The 14,293-nt window shown below is 57.8% G+C and carries 16 protein-coding genes; 7 read left to right on the forward strand and 9 right to left on the reverse strand.

The genetic code is table 11. The features are described 5' to 3' along the window. Positions 1 to 15: 15 nt before the first annotated feature. The 6 genes from IV89_RS01780 to IV89_RS01805 all read right to left on the reverse strand — a co-directional run bounded on the left by IV89_RS01780 (position 16) and on the right by IV89_RS01805 (position 6,452). A complete protein-coding gene (locus tag IV89_RS01780) occupies positions 16 to 816 on the reverse strand; it encodes a ParA family protein (RefSeq protein ID WP_005850775.1) in 801 nt (266 codons plus the stop codon). Next, a complete protein-coding gene (gene rsmG / locus IV89_RS01785; RefSeq protein WP_037942426.1) occupies positions 809 to 1,417 on the reverse strand; it encodes a 16S rRNA (guanine(527)-N(7))-methyltransferase RsmG in 609 nt (202 codons plus the stop codon). The genes IV89_RS01780 and rsmG overlap by 8 nt, the downstream gene beginning before the upstream one ends. After that, on the reverse strand, positions 1,414 to 3,276 hold the full coding sequence (gene mnmG, locus IV89_RS01790; protein ID WP_037942429.1) for a tRNA uridine-5-carboxymethylaminomethyl(34) synthesis enzyme MnmG: 1,863 nt from the start codon (positions 3,274 to 3,276) through the stop codon (positions 1,414 to 1,416). Before mnmG ends, rsmG begins: the two co-directional genes overlap by 4 nt. A gap of 14 nt (positions 3,277 to 3,290) precedes the next feature. Continuing rightward, positions 3,291 to 4,577: a tRNA uridine-5-carboxymethylaminomethyl(34) synthesis GTPase MnmE gene (mnmE, locus tag IV89_RS01795; RefSeq protein ID WP_037942431.1), complete on the reverse strand. Its 1,287-nt coding sequence runs from the start codon at positions 4,575 to 4,577 to the stop codon at positions 3,291 to 3,293. Between the two features lie 30 nt (positions 4,578 to 4,607). Then, positions 4,608 to 5,879, reverse strand: a complete 1,272-nt coding sequence (gene rho / locus IV89_RS01800; RefSeq protein WP_005850767.1) for a transcription termination factor Rho — start codon at positions 5,877 to 5,879, stop codon at positions 4,608 to 4,610. Positions 5,880 to 6,002: 123 nt separating this feature from the next. Next, entirely contained in the window at positions 6,003 to 6,452 is a 450-nt protein-coding gene (locus IV89_RS01805) for a CopD family protein (RefSeq protein WP_037942434.1), read from the reverse strand. A gap of 404 nt (positions 6,453 to 6,856) precedes the next feature. On the opposite strand from IV89_RS01805, the gene IV89_RS01810 reads away from it, so the two are divergent. Genes IV89_RS01810 through dnaQ form a run of 4 tightly spaced genes read left to right on the forward strand, consistent with a single transcriptional unit; the run spans position 6,857 to position 9,555 of the window. Beyond that, positions 6,857 to 7,456: a Maf family nucleotide pyrophosphatase gene (locus IV89_RS01810; protein WP_037942436.1), complete on the forward strand. Its 600-nt coding sequence runs from the start codon at positions 6,857 to 6,859 to the stop codon at positions 7,454 to 7,456. Then, the gene (locus IV89_RS01815; RefSeq protein ID WP_037942438.1) at positions 7,453 to 8,286 is read left to right on the forward strand and encodes a shikimate dehydrogenase; all 834 of its coding nucleotides are present in this window, start codon (positions 7,453 to 7,455) and stop codon (positions 8,284 to 8,286) included. The genes IV89_RS01810 and IV89_RS01815 overlap by 4 nt, the downstream gene beginning before the upstream one ends. Continuing rightward, a complete protein-coding gene (gene coaE / locus IV89_RS01820) occupies positions 8,286 to 8,876 on the forward strand; it encodes a dephospho-CoA kinase (protein WP_005850759.1) in 591 nt (196 codons plus the stop codon). Before IV89_RS01815 ends, coaE begins: the two co-directional genes overlap by 1 nt. Continuing rightward, positions 8,869 to 9,555, forward strand: coding sequence for a DNA polymerase III subunit epsilon (dnaQ, locus tag IV89_RS01825; protein WP_037942441.1), 687 nt, complete (start codon positions 8,869 to 8,871; stop codon positions 9,553 to 9,555). The genes coaE and dnaQ overlap by 8 nt, the downstream gene beginning before the upstream one ends. On the opposite strand, the gene secB is transcribed toward dnaQ, so the two are convergent. Both secB and IV89_RS01835 read right to left on the reverse strand, forming a co-directional pair. Further along, complete coding sequence (secB, locus tag IV89_RS01830) at positions 9,552 to 10,043, reverse strand: protein-export chaperone SecB (protein ID WP_005850756.1); 492 nt, start codon at positions 10,041 to 10,043, stop codon at positions 9,552 to 9,554. The two genes, dnaQ and secB, sit on opposite strands and share 4 nt — an antisense overlap. 117 nt (positions 10,044 to 10,160) lie before the next feature. Continuing rightward, positions 10,161 to 10,655 carry an FxsA family protein gene (locus IV89_RS01835; protein WP_009825706.1) on the reverse strand — a complete coding sequence of 165 codons (495 nt, stop codon included), beginning with the start codon at positions 10,653 to 10,655 and terminating at the stop codon, positions 10,161 to 10,163. A gap of 102 nt (positions 10,656 to 10,757) precedes the next feature. Here IV89_RS01835 and IV89_RS01840 point away from each other — a divergent pair, with 102 nt between their 5' ends. The 3 genes from IV89_RS01840 to IV89_RS01850 are packed head-to-tail and all read left to right on the forward strand — an operon-like array spanning position 10,758 to position 13,047. Continuing rightward, positions 10,758 to 11,417: a Tim44/TimA family putative adaptor protein gene (locus IV89_RS01840; RefSeq protein WP_005850752.1), complete on the forward strand. Its 660-nt coding sequence runs from the start codon at positions 10,758 to 10,760 to the stop codon at positions 11,415 to 11,417. Between the two features lie 38 nt (positions 11,418 to 11,455). Beyond that, a complete protein-coding gene (locus IV89_RS01845) occupies positions 11,456 to 12,451 on the forward strand; it encodes an MltA domain-containing protein (protein WP_037942861.1) in 996 nt (331 codons plus the stop codon). Further along, the gene (locus IV89_RS01850) at positions 12,448 to 13,047 is read left to right on the forward strand and encodes a Smr/MutS family protein (RefSeq protein ID WP_005850748.1); all 600 of its coding nucleotides are present in this window, start codon (positions 12,448 to 12,450) and stop codon (positions 13,045 to 13,047) included. The genes IV89_RS01845 and IV89_RS01850 overlap by 4 nt, the downstream gene beginning before the upstream one ends. On the opposite strand, the gene IV89_RS01855 is transcribed toward IV89_RS01850, so the two are convergent. After that, positions 13,044 to 14,273 (reverse strand): MFS transporter, encoded by a 1,230-nt coding sequence (locus tag IV89_RS01855; RefSeq protein WP_037942444.1) that lies wholly within the window; start codon positions 14,271 to 14,273, stop codon positions 13,044 to 13,046. The two genes, IV89_RS01850 and IV89_RS01855, sit on opposite strands and share 4 nt — an antisense overlap. Between the last annotated feature and the right edge of the window lie 20 nt (positions 14,274 to 14,293).

Raw genomic sequence — 14,293 nt, forward strand, 5'->3', positions numbered from 1 at the left:
TGCCTGACCCCTTATTTATACGGCACTATTTGCCAGTACTTCTTTCGCCAGATCGCGGTACGCTTTGGCACCTTTCGACCCGCTATCGTAACTTAGAACCGGCATCGCGTAACTGGGTGCCTCACTGACCCGTACGTTGCGCGGAATAACGGTTCTATATACCAGTTCGCCCAGATTGCTTCGGGCGTCCTGCTCAACCTGTTGCGACAGGTTGTTCCGCTGATCATACATCGTCAGCAAAATTCCTTCGATCCGCAGATCTTTGTTCCCGCTTTGGCGCACTTCGCGGATGGTCAGCATCAGCTGCGACAATCCTTCAAGCGCGAAAAACTCGCTTTGCAGCGGGACAAGCACAGAATGCGCCGCGATCATCGCGTTCACCGTCAGCAAGTTCAGCGATGGCGGGCAATCAATCAGAATGTAGTCGAAGGCGTAGCTGTCCATCTGCGTCTGCCGCAGGGCGTCGTGCAAAAGAAAACTACGCTTTTCATTAGCGATCAATTCCATATCTGCGGAACTGAGATCGACAGTGGCGGCAACGATATGCAGGCCTTCTGTCTCGGTCGTCATAATCACTTGATCAAGGTCGATATCCTCAAGCAAAAGCTCGTAGGTCGTAAATTCCCGATCATCCAGTTCAATGCCCAGACCAGTTGACGCGTTGCCCTGCGGATCAAGGTCAATCACCAGAACGCGCTGCTTCTGCTCAACCAAAGCCGCCGCGAGGTTGATCGTCGTCGTGGTCTTACCCACTCCACCCTTCTGGTTCGCAATCGCAATAATTTTGGGCCCCGAAGGTCGAGACAGATCAGACATGTTTGATTTCCTTGATCTTAAGAATTGCGGCGGATGGGTTCGTCTGGCTCTGGATCGCGTCGCAGGTATATGCCCAGGTCTCTTTCGCGGCGGCATCCTCTGCGCGCCAGTTCTCCCCCTTCGGGAAAAGCGCAGTGCCAGAAGGTGAAAGATGACGATCTGCAAAGCCGAGCAAAGCAGTCAAGTCGGACAGGGCGCGCGCGCTTAGTACGTCTGCTTCCAAGGGTTCAATCTCTTCAATCCGCGCGTTCGCCACCGTTGCGTTCAGCTCAAGCTCCCGAATGGCTGTTCTCAGGAACGCGCATTTACGCTGGTCGCTTTCGACCAAGGTAAATTTCGTCGCACGCTTCTCTTGCTGCGACATCAGCGCCACGACAATTGCCGGAAAACCGCCACCGCTTCCAAGATCTACCCAATGGTCCGCATTGGGCGCGTGGGAATAGATTTGTAGTGAATCGAGAATGTGGCGCTCCCACATCTCGGGGACGCTCGGCTTGGAAATCAGATTAATCTTCGCGGTCCATTTCTCGACCAGTTGCGAGAAACGCTGAAGCTTCTCCAATGTTTCACGTGAAACATCCTCCTCAAAAGCGCCCATCATGCAGACTTCTTCTGGCTGCCGCGCTTGAGGTGAGACAGAAGCAGCGTCAAGGCGGAGGGCGTCATACCGTCAATTCGGGCCGCCTGTGCGAGGTTGGTCGGGCGTGTCAGCGACAGCTTCGAGGTAAGCTCATTTGACAGTCCGTCGATGGCTTCATAATCAAAATTCGCGGGAATAACATGCGCCTCATCCTTCTGGAGGAGGTCGATATCCCGTTGCTGACGCGCGATATAGTTTGCATATAGCGCATCCCGCTCGACCTGACGGCGAATTTCGGGTTCTACCGTTTCAAGCTCTGGATTAATCAAAACGATCTGCTCGAATGTCACATCCGGAAATGCCAACAGTTGGAAACCGGTCCGCTTCGTTCCGTCCTGGCTAACCTTGATCCCTGCCGCCTCGATCGCCTTTGATGCATAGGGCGTTTTCGTGAGCTCTGCCATCGCCGCGTCGATCTTGGCCATTTTGGCGTTAAAGTGCGCAACCCGCTCTTGCGATACGCAGCCCAAGGCGATCGCCAAAGGCGTGAGGCGCTGGTCAGCATTATCAGCACGAAGCGACAAACGGAATTCGGCGCGAGAGGTGAACATGCGATAGGGCTCTGTCACACCCCGGGTGGTCAGGTCATCAATCATCACGCCAATATAGCTATCGGCGCGGCTGAACGTCACCGGCTCTTTACCCTGTGCTGAAAGCGCCGCGTTCAATCCGGCAACCAAACCTTGTGCTGCAGCTTCTTCATAGCCGGTGGTACCGTTGATCTGACCAGCGAGATATAGGCCAGGCACAGTCCTCACGGAAAGGGCCAGATCAAGGGCGCGGGGGTCGACATAGTCATATTCAATCGCATAACCGGGCTGGATGATTTCTACATTTTCCAACCCAACCATCGACCGCACATAGGCAAGCTGAACATCCTCAGGCAGCGAGGTCGAAATACCATTGGGGTAGATGGTGTGGTCATCGGCGCCCTCAGGCTCCAGGAAAACTTGGTGCGAGGTTTTGTCAGCGAAGCGAACGACTTTATCTTCGATCGACGGGCAGTATCGGGGTCCTACCCCGTCGATATGCCCCCCGTACATCGCGGAGCGCGACAGGTTATCGCGAATAATTTGATGCGTTTTTTCATTGGTATGCGTAATACCGCAGGAGATTTGCGGGGCCGACGTCGCCTCTGACAAGAAAGAGAACAAGACAGGCTCATCATCCCCGGGTTGCGATTCCAGCTTCTCCCAGTCAATCGTCCGCCCGTCCAAACGCGGTGGCGTTCCCGTCTTCAGACGCCCGAGTGGCAAGTTGAACGAATCAATGCGGTTTGCCAGGTCGACGGAGGCTTTATCGCCCATCCGACCGCCGGAGCGCGACACATCCCCAATATGGATGACCCCGCGCAAGAAAGTCCCAGTCGTCAAAACAACCGCAGCCGCAGCGATCTGTTCACCATCGGCAAGAACGGCACCAGAAACCTTACCATTATCGAGAATGAAGTCGGTCACCTCACCCTCTACGATGGTCAGATTCTCCTGGCGTTCGGTCTCGGCCAGCATTTCTTTCCGATAGATAGCACGGTCAGCTTGCGCCCGCGGGCCTTGCACAGCGGGCCCCTTGCGGCGATTCAAAAGACGGAACTGGATGCCGGCTTTATCCGCGACACGACCCATAACACCATCGAGCGCGTCAATCTCGCGCACCAAATGCCCCTTACCCAGTCCACCGATAGCCGGATTGCAGGACATCACCCCGATCCCATCGCGCGACATCGTGATCAAAGCAGTATTCGCGCCCATACGCGCGGATGCGTGGGCCGCTTCGGCTCCGGCATGGCCGCCACCGATAACTATCACGTCAAAATGTTTCACGTGAAACACTCCATCTATTTTCCCAAGCAAAAGCTCGAAAAGATTACATCCAGCAGGTTCTCAACGTCAATTCGGCCTACCAGCGCCTCAAGTGCGCGAATCGAATGGCGCAGTTCTTCTGATGCTATATCATATTGATCGGGGCCGTGATCCAGAACCAACATCGCAGCAGCTAATCCCTCGGCTGATTTCTGCAATGCAACGCGGTGACGTTCGTGCGTTGCAAGGCCGGCATTCAGACTTCGCGCGCCAAGGATGGCCTGTATTTTTTCTATCAGCTGCGGTACGCCTTGCCCCGTCACACCAGATATAGCGTCGTCCGCGCTATCGCGTAAGTCAGCCTTTGGGCGTAGGACGATATCATCCGCAACTGCGGCGACAGGCAGTTCCTCACCCTCTTCAACCAAAAACACGCGCAGGTCAGCTTGCTCGCCGCGGGTTTTCGCACGGTCGATCCCGATGGCTTCGACCTCGTCTGCCCCTTCGCGCAAGCCCGCCGTATCCAGCAAGGTCACCGGCAGGCCACCAAGGTCCATCCGGACCTCGATCACATCTCGGGTCGTACCCGCCACGGCAGAGGTGATCGCCGCATCGCGCCCCGCCAATGCGTTCAACAAAGTAGACTTTCCGGCGTTGGGCCGGCCGATGATCGCGACCTCAAAACCCGTTCGGATACGTTCCGCCGTATGCGTACCGGCGATTTCAGCCAGAATATCGGCGTTCACCGCATTCAGCAGTTCCGTAACCTCGGGCGAGACGTCGACGGGAACGTCTTCATCCGCGAAATCGATGGTCACCTCAAGCAGAGCGGCCGCGCGGATCAGTTTTTCGCGCCAGATATCGACCTTTTGACCCAAGTGACCGGACAAAACGCGCAAGGCTTGTTTTCGCTGCGCTTCGGTCTCTGCCTCGATGAGGTCACCTAAGCCTTCAACCTGTGTGAGGTCCAGCTTGCCATTCTCCATCGCACGGCGGGTAAATTCGCCCGGCTCGGCAAGGCGCGTGCCGTCAAAACCAGAGAGCAGCGCCAGCACCGCACGCAACACTGCGATGCTGCCATGCAAGTGAAGCTCGACCGTGTCTTCGCCGGTAAAGCTGTTCGGGCATTCGAAGGTCAGGACAAGCGCACGATCAATGACCTGCCCATCGGCGTCAGTAATTGCGCGCACGGCGGCAACCCGCGGGGCGGGCAATGGCTGCGCGATGGTTTCAGCGATAAAAAACGCCTGCGGGCCCGAGATACGAATGACGCAAACACCGGCCCGCCCCTGCGCTGTGGCTTGGGCGAATATCGTATCCATATCATTTAACCCACTGATTTAAGTGAATATTTAGCTATTCATTGAGTCGAAGAAATCGGAGTTTGTCTTGGTTTGCTTCAACTTCCCGATCAGGAATTCAATCGCATCCGTCGTGCCCATCGGGTTCAGAATACGACGCAACACAAAGGTCTTTTGCAGATCGTTTTTGTCGACCAGCAGATCCTCTTTCCGCGTACCGGACTTCAGAATATCGATCGCAGGGAAGACGCGCTTGTCCGCAATCTTGCGATCCAGCACGATTTCAGAGTTACCGGTCCCTTTGAATTCTTCAAAGATCACCTCGTCCATACGGCTGCCGGTGTCGATCAGAGCGGTGGCGATAATGGTCAGCGACCCCCCCTCTTCGATGTTCCGTGCGGCGCCGAAGAAACGTTTGGGGCGTTGCAGCGCGTTGGCATCAACACCACCGGTCAGAACCTTACCCGACGACGGCACAACCGTGTTGAAGGCGCGGCCCAGACGGGTGATCGAATCCAGCAAGATCACAACGTCGCGCTTATGCTCGACCAGACGTTTCGCCTTTTCGATGACCATTTCCGACACGGCCACGTGACGTGTTGCAGGCTCGTCGAAGGTCGAAGAAACAACCTCACCTTTGACACTACGCTGCATATCAGTGACTTCTTCGGGGCGTTCGTCAATCAGCAGGACGATCAAGTAGCACTCGGGGTGGTTCTGTTCGATCGAATTCGCGATGTTTTGCAGCAGAACCGTTTTACCGGTCCGTGGCGGCGCCACGATCAAGCAGCGCTGGCCCTTACCGATGGGCGATACCAGATCGATGATACGCGAGGACCGGTCCTTGATCGTCGGATCATCGACTTCCATTGTCAGACGTTCATCAGGGTAAAGCGGCGTCAGGTTTTCAAAGGCGACCTTGTGGCGCGCTTTTTCCGGCTCTTCAAAGTTGATCTTGGTGACATCTGTCAGCGCGAAATACCGCTCCGCATCATCTGGCGCTTTGATCAGACCTTCGATTGTGTCGCCGGTGCGCAGCGAGTGCTGGCGGATCATCTCGGGCGAGACGTAAATATCGTCGGGGCCCGGCAGATAGTTCGCTTCGGGCGACCGCAGGAAGCCAAACCCGTCCTGCAACACTTCCAGCACACCATCGCCCGAGATTTCCCAGCCTTCATCCGCTCGTTCGCGCAGGATCTGGAACATCATTTCGCCTTTACGCATGGTCGATGCGTTTTCGATCTCAAGCTCTTCGGCCATCGCCAGAAGATTCTTGGGCGTCTGCGCCTTTAGATCGGCAAGGTTAAGTGTTTCAGTTGTCATGGAAATATCCTGTTCCGATCCCGGAATGCGGGCGGGTCGTGTCATAAAAATGGGCAGATGTATACGGTCCCCGGACGGGGTGCAGGAAACACATACTCAGAATGGCGGGTTTCGTCAATCAGCTTAGAATTTCACGACGACCGAGACTACAATGATGATCATCAGCAGCGTCGGCACTTCATTCATGATCCGGTAACGTTTACCGCTCAGCCGGTTCTCCCCCGCTGCAAAGGCCTTCACACGCCCGACAAGCCACCCGTGGAACCCCGTCATCGCAAATACGCTTGCCCCCTTCGTCCAGGGCCACACAGCGGCCCAGTCGACGATGCCCGGTGTGAACACCAGCGCCAGCCCGAAAATCCAGGTGCCGATCATCGCGGGGCGCATGATCACGGTGGCAAGCTTGAACTCCATCATCTTGAAAAGATCGTGGGTCTGGCCGCTTTGGCCCACCTGCTCTGTATGATGCACGAGAAGCCGCGGCAGATAGAACAGCGCCGCCATCCACGAAATGACCGAGATAACATGAAGCGATTTTACCCAAGGATAGGCGATGGCAAGCAAGTCGGTCATGTCACACTCCGGTTGGTGCCTTCTTACTAATATAAATAAGAAAAGAAGAAAGATGATGATGTAAGTAGGGGGTTCATTTTCTGTGGATTACTGTTTTGTACCTCGATTTATCCACCTGTGCATGTTGTGAATCCCGTCTCGATGATAACTCGGCGCCGCGCGGATAAATTCACCCTTTTTCAAATACTTAAATAAAAAATTTTCAGGGGATAAACTGTGTAGCTTTGTGGATAAGCTTGGGATTAACTCCGTTCAGGGGGTTTGCGATTTATCCTTATGCCGCCCCGTATAAAGCTGGAATTTCCCTCTGGCAGGCAGGGGTTTTCCCGACGCTTTCGCGCACTCTCGCCATTCGGGGGAAAAATCCCTAAGAACTTCCTAGCGTCGCACACAGGTTTATCCCCATGCCCCAACGTTTCATCCTCGCCTCCGGGTCGTCGATCCGGTCACAGCTGCTGCAACAGGCCTGCGTCCCCCATGAGGTGAGCGTGGCGCGAATTGATGAACAAATGATTAAGTCGGCCCTGCTGGCAGAGCAGGCGCCCCCCCGCGACATCGCCGATACATTGGCCGAGATGAAAGCCCGCAAAGTCAGCGACAAGACCCCGGGCGCCTTGGTGATGGGCTGTGATCAGGTGCTCGACCATCGCGGGACGCTACTGTCAAAACCCACCACGCCAGACGAGGCGATTGCCCAGCTGAAATCCCTGCGCGGCGATCGCCATAGCTTGCTATCCGCCGCAGTGATCGTCGAGGATGGCAAACCGATCTGGCGTCACGTGGGTCAGGTGCGGCTGCGCATGCGCGACGCGTCCGACAGCTATATAGAGAAGTATGTCGCGCGGAACTGGGACAGTATCCAACATGCGGTCGGCGCCTATAAACTAGAAGAGGAAGGCGTCAGGCTGTTCAGCGGCATTGAAGGGGATTACTTTAATGTCCTAGGGTTACCCCTGCTTGAACTGTTGAATTATCTGACGCTACGGGGGGATCTATCCGCATGAGCTTGGCTAAAATACCGCTGGCAGGTGTGATCGGATCGCCGATCGCCCATTCAAAATCCCCACAGATCCACGGGCACTGGCTGAAAACGCTTGGGCTGAAGGGGGCCTATATCCCCCTTCACGTCGAACCCGAAGATCTGCGCCAAGTGCTTGAGGCGATGCCGAAAATGGGGTTCATCGGGGCCAATGTCACGATCCCCCATAAGGAAGCGGTGATCGAGATCGCAGATATCATCACAGACCGCGCCGCGATGATTGGGGCCGTGAATACGATCACCTTCCGCGCAGACGGCAAAATTCAGGGCGATAATACGGACGGTTACGGGTTTATCGAAAACCTCAAGGCAGGCGCGCCGGATTGGGTGCCGGGTAATGGCCCCGCCTGTATCTTTGGTGCCGGTGGTGCCGCGCGGGCCGTCATCTCTTCGCTACTGGACGCTGGCGTGCCCGAAATCCTGCTCGCCAATCGCACCCGTGTGCGGGCCGAACGGTTGCGGTCGGTCTTTGGTAACCGCGTGACGGTCTACGACTGGTCGCAGGCGGGTACGATGGTCAGCCATGCGTCCTTGGTGGTGAACACCACGTCGTTGGGGATGATCGGAAAATCCGAGCTGCGCGTGCCGCTTGATGGGTTGCGCGCCGATACGGTGGTCACGGATCTGGTCTATGCGCCGTTGAAAACCACGCTTCTGGCAACCGCAGAGGCGGCGGGATGCGTCACTGTTGACGGGTTAGGCATGCTTTTGCATCAGGCAGTGCCGGGGTTCGAACGGTGGTTTGGCGCGCGACCGACGGTGGACCATGAAACACGTCTGGCGGCGCTGCGCTGATGTTTCTTCTGGGTCTGACCGGGTCGATCGGTATGGGGAAATCGACCACCGCACAAATGTTCGCTGATCTTGGCTGCGCCGTCTGGGACGCGGATGCCGCCGTGCATCGGCTCTATGCCAAGGGGGGGGCCGCCGTCGCGGCCTTCCAGGAAACGCTACCCGATGCGGTGGTTGCGGGCGAAGTGTCGCGGCCCGCACTCAAAAGCCTGATTGATGCGGACCCCACCGTATTGAAAACGATCGAAAGCATCGTGCATCCGCTGGTCGGTGAAGATCGGGCGGCCTTTCTGGCGGAAACAAAGGCCAAGATCGTCGTGCTCGACATCCCGTTGATTTTTGAAACCGGTGGTGACAAACGCATGGATGCGGTGGCCTGTGTCACGGTCTCGGCTGACATCCAGCAAAAGCGCGTGATGGCGCGCGGGACGATGACGCTGGAACAGTTCGAAAACATCCGCGCCAAACAGATGCCAAACGATGAAAAATGCGCTTTGGCCGATTATGTGATTGAAACAGACACCCTGCCCCACGCCCGCGCGCAGGTGGAGGCTGTCATCGAGGATATCAAAGGAAAGCTGTCCCATGCGTGAAATCGTACTGGATACGGAGACCACCGGATTCGACCCTGAAAGCGGCGATAGGATCGTTGAAATCGGTGCGGTTGAACTGATGGGTCACGTGGCGACCGGCAATACCTATCACCAATATATCAATCCCGAACGCAGCATGCCCGCCGAAGCCTTCGAAGTGCACGGGCTGGGCGACGAGTTTTTGCGCGACAAACCCAAGTTTGCGCAGATCGGGCAGGATTTTCTGGATTTCATCGGTGATTCAAAGCTGGTGATCCACAACGCCGCCTTCGATATCAAGTTTCTGAACGCGGAACTGAAATGGATGGGGCTGCCCCAAATCCCGTGGGAACAGGCGCTTGATACGCTGGCCATCGCGCGCAAACGCTTTCCGGGCTCGCCCGCGTCGCTGGATGCGCTATGCCGCCGCTTTGGCATCGATAACACGTCGCGGACGCTCCACGGTGCTTTGCTTGACAGTGAAATTCTGGCGGATGTCTATCTAGAGCTGATCGGCGGGCGGCAACCGGACTTCGGCCTGTCGACCAAACCGGAAAAGAATGAGGGCGACACCACCCCCGATTGGACGCCAAAACCGCGCCCGACGCCCCTGCCCTCGCGGATTACCCCGCAAGAGGCCGCCGCCCATACCGAATTTGTCGATAAACTGGGCGACAGCGCTGTCTGGAAGACGCTTTAGGCGTCCGCTTTTTGCGTATTCTCGGCCTGACGGCGCGCGATCTCGTTGCGATACAGCGCAACAAAGTCGATGTTTTCGAGGTTCAGCGGCGGGAAGCCACCGTCGCGGGTCACATCGCTGACAACGCGGCGCAGGAACGGGAAGATCATGCGCGGGCATTCAATCAGCAAGAACGGGTGCATCTGGTCTTCGGGCACGTTTTCAACGTGGAAGATACCGACATAGTCGATTTCCAGCAGGAACAGCGTCGCGTCGCCGCCTTTGGCTTTTGACGTGACCTGAAGCTTGATCGCGGATTCATACTGGTTCTCGGCCGACCGCTTTTTCGCATCCAGATTGACCTGAACCTGAACGTCGGGCTGCACATCTGTCGGCGCGCCTTTTTGCGCCATGATGTTTTCAAAGGACATATCACGGATGAACTGACCCAGAATGCGCATCTGCGGCTGTGCGGCCTGGGTCGGTTGTGTTGCTTCTTCTTCAGCCATTCAAAGGCTCCTTAAGACAATAAACTCATTTAGTCGGGCTTATCAGATCGCCTTGCCGCGCTCAATGGCCCGCTTCAAATGGCCTGAAGTCGGTGGCCCGCAGTCAATGCCCCGTCGTCAGTGATCCGTCCAGCCAGAGGGGCGTTTGGGCCCGCGGTCCTGTTCCGACAGCTCGTGGTATTCGCCATCGATCACATCCCCCTGCATCGGACGATGGGGCTGCGGGCGCCGTGGCCCCGAGGTGCCGCCCATATGGACGCTGCTCACGTTGACCTTGCTGCGTGCGGCTTTGAACGCAGCGGTACGCACGCCGGGGATCAGCAGGGCAAAGCCCAGGGCATCGGTGAAAAACCCCGGTGTCAGCAGCAACGCCCCGGCAAAAAGGATCATCGCGCCATGCACCAGCGGTTCGGTCGGATCACGGACTTCGGACAGGGACGATTTGATCTGGCCAAGCGCCAGCGCACCCTGTGCGCGCATCAGATAGGTGCCGATGATCGCGGTAGAAACAACAATCGCCAGCGTCCAGCCGAGGCCAATTGCCCCACCCACCTGAATGAACAACGTTATTTCTATCAACGGTACGGCAATAAAAGCCAAAAACAGCCACATGGCATGCGTCCTTTCCTATGGGCCAGAGTGGACTTGGCCCGGTTCACACCCTACATAGGGGCACTAGACCGACGTTTCCATGTTTCTCAGCACGAGGTACCTATGAATTCGCCCATGATACAGCTTCTGGTACTGGCCGCTATTGCCGTGTTCCTGATCCTGCGGCTCAAGAATGTGCTTGGCACACGCACCGGTTTTGAAAAACCGGCCGAGGTCAGCGAGAAACCCGAACGCCCCAGCGGCCCCGCGTTCGAAGTCATCGAAGGTGGCCCCGATCTGGATATCACCGATCACGCGCCCGAAGGGTCCGATACCGCGCTCGCACTGGCCGAGATGAAGCGTGTCGAGCCGTCCTTTGGGGTCAGCGACTTTCTGGGCGGCGCCCGCGGCGCCTACGAGATGATCGTGATGGGCTACGAACACGGTAATCTGGACGAGATCAAACCTTTCCTTTCGGAAGACATCTACGAAAGCTTTGTCGAAGGCGTTGCCGCGCGCGAAGATCAGGGCCTGACCGTGGAAAGCCACTTTATCGGCATCCGCGAGATGGAGCTTGAGAACGCCACGATGGACAAGACCACCAACGAGGCAGAGCTGACGATCCGTTTCGTGGCCGAGCTGACGTCGGTCGTGAAAGACCGCGATGGTGAAATCGTCGAAGGCAGCACGACAGAGGTCAATCGTCAAAAAGACACATGGGTGTTTGCCCGTGTCATGGGCTCGGATGATCCAAATTGGCTGCTCGTTTCTACAGACGGTTAAAGCGTGCCTGTGCGGGTGCATTGCTGTGGGCGGGCCTGATGGCGCCGCCCGCTTCTGCGACAGATGTGTCCTATTCGATCCTGTCATTCGACCAGCTTGAGGGTTGGGAAACCGACGACCACGCCGCCGCCCTTCGCGCGTTTCTGAATACCTGCGGTGATATGAAGGATGTCGATTGGCGCAACATCTGCGCCTATGCCAAATCCGACCCCGACCCGCGCCAGTTCTTTGAACTTCTGTTCCGGCCTGTGTTGATCGAGGACGGAAACGAGGCGATGTTCACGGGCTATTTCGAACCTGAACTTGACGGCGATCTCTATCCCTCCGACCGCTACCGCTATCCGGTCTATGCCATGCCGCCAGAGGCGAAGGCGAACAACCCGTGGCTGACCCGCCGCGATATTCTGGATACCGACGTGATGAAGGGCCGCGGCCTTGAAATCGCCTATGTTGACGACCCGGTCGAACTTTTCTTTCTGCAAATCCAAGGCTCTGGCCGGATCAGGCTGCCCGATGGGAATTATCTGCGCGTGGGCTACCGTGGTGCGAACGGCCACCCGTACCGGTCGATCGGCGTCGAACTGGTGCGCCGCGGCGTCTATGACCCGCATCAGGTCAGCGCAGAGGTGATCAAGAACTGGGTCCGTCGTAACCCAGATGACGGGCGCGAGCTGCTGTACCACAACCCGTCTTATGTATTCTTTCGCGAGGTCAATCAGGTGCCCGCCGATCAGGGGCCGCTTGGCGCGATGAACCGGTCGGTGACCACCCTGCGCACCGTTGCAGTGGACCCCAAGTTTGTACCGCTCGGCGCCCCTGTCTGGATCGAAAAAGAGGGCAAGGAACCGATGCACCGCTTGATGATCGCGCAGGATACCGGGTCGGCGATCAAGGGCGCGCAACGGGCGGATGTGTTCTTTGGCACCGGCGACAAGGCGGGGCGTGCCGCGGGCAAGCTGCGTGATCCGGGGCGGATGATGGTCCTGATGCCGATCCAGCGCGCCTATGCGCTTTTGCCGGAGCCGCTGCTATGAGCCGCAAGCGTCTGGATAAGGATGATCTATCGCTTTGGAAAAAGGTGACAGAGCGGACGGAAAAGCTCGACGTTGACAAGCTGTTCCGCGCCGAGATCGACGGAACCTCCCCGATCCACGGCCCCACGCCAACGCCGCCGCAAATCCGCAAGCGCAGCTCTGTCGTCATGGGCAAGCCCGATCCCAAGCCGCGGCGAAACACCCATGATCTGATGCCCTCCCTGCCCGATCAGCTGCGTCAGGCACCGGTGCAGATGGATTCAAAGGCGTTTGGCAAGCTCAAGCGGGGCAAGATGCGCCCCGAGGGGCGGATCGACCTGCACGGCATGACGCTGGACCGCGCTCATCCTGCGCTGACCAAGTTCATTCTGGGCTCGCATGCCAAGGGGCGGCGCCTTGTCTTGGTGATCACCGGCAAAGGCAAGATGCGGGACGAAGGCGGCCCGATCCCCGTGCGCCACGGCGTGCTGCGCCATCAGGTGCCGCAATGGCTGTCGATGCCGCCGCTGTCGTCAGCCGTGCTTCAGGTCAGTCAGGCACATATCAGCCACGGCGGCGGCGGTGCCTATTACGTCTATCTGCGGCGTCACCGTTAGGCCGTGGCAGGCGCGACCAACCGCTTGCGATAGCGCAACACCCCGACCGTCGCCATGATCGCGGCCACGGCATAGTAGATCGCAATCGGGATCATCTGCTGCGGGAAATCAACGCCCAGATCAATGAACAGCCCCGTCACACCCGGCCCGATGGCCGACCCGAACACCATCAGCGCGGCGCCCACGGCCTTGATCGACCCGATATAGCGCGTGCCATAGAATTCGGCCCAGAAAACAGAGGTCGCGGTCGCCTGCATCCCCTGCCCCACGCCAAAGATCATCAACCCGACACCCGCCATCGCAATCGTATCGGCAAAGGCGAGAACGGCGAAAGACAGCGCAAAAGGCAGCATTTGCACCGGCGTGACCCGCGTCACGCCGAACCGGTCGATTGCCCAGCCCGACACAAAGGTCGCGATCACGGATGTCACCGTATAAAGCGGCATCAGCGCGACAAAGCTGACCAGCGTCCAGCCCTTCACCTCTGTCAGATGGACCTGCTGAAAGAACAGCGCCGTCCCCCAAGCCGGAGGACCGATCACCAGCGGGATCATCAGCCAGAACAACCCGTGGCGGATCATCTGCATCCGGGTCCAGTGCTGCCCGTCCATCCCCGCCGATTGCGTGCTTTGCGCCATGGATTGCGGCGTACGCTCTTGCCGCAGCAGCAGCAGCATCACCGGCATGGTGATCAGCACCAAAGCGGCGGCCAGCACCCAAAGGCTGCGCCAGTGAAAGCTTGCGAAAAGGGCGACGAAGACGACAGGCAAAATCGCCTGACCCGCTGCAAAGCCCATAGACGATAGCGACAGCGCCTTGCCCCGTGCGGCTTCGAACCAGCGCACCATCGCCACGGCCCCAAGCTGAGACATCATCCCCTGCCCGGTCAGACGCAGCGCATAGATGACAAAGATCAGCGCGATCCAGTTCGGCACGGCGGCCATCGCCAGACAGGCGCCCGCCAGCGCGACCATCACCCAGAATGACAGCCGACGCACCCGAAACCGGTCTGTCAGCACACCCGCCCAGACCATCGTGATCGCCGAGAGCGTCGTGCCGATCGTATAGATCCCGCCCCATTGACCGTCAGACAGCCCGAAACTGCCCTTAATCTCGCCCGCGAAAAGCGAGATGAAATAGGTCTGCCCATAGGCCGAGGTAAATGTCAGCAGGAAACCCGCCAACAAGAACACCCAATTGGCGCGGATAAATCTGAAGTATGCCATGCGCCATCATTCTCAGGCGC

Source organism: Sulfitobacter sp. CB2047 (assembly GCF_000735125.2).
GTDB lineage: Bacteria > Pseudomonadota > Alphaproteobacteria > Rhodobacterales > Rhodobacteraceae > Sulfitobacter > Sulfitobacter pontiacus.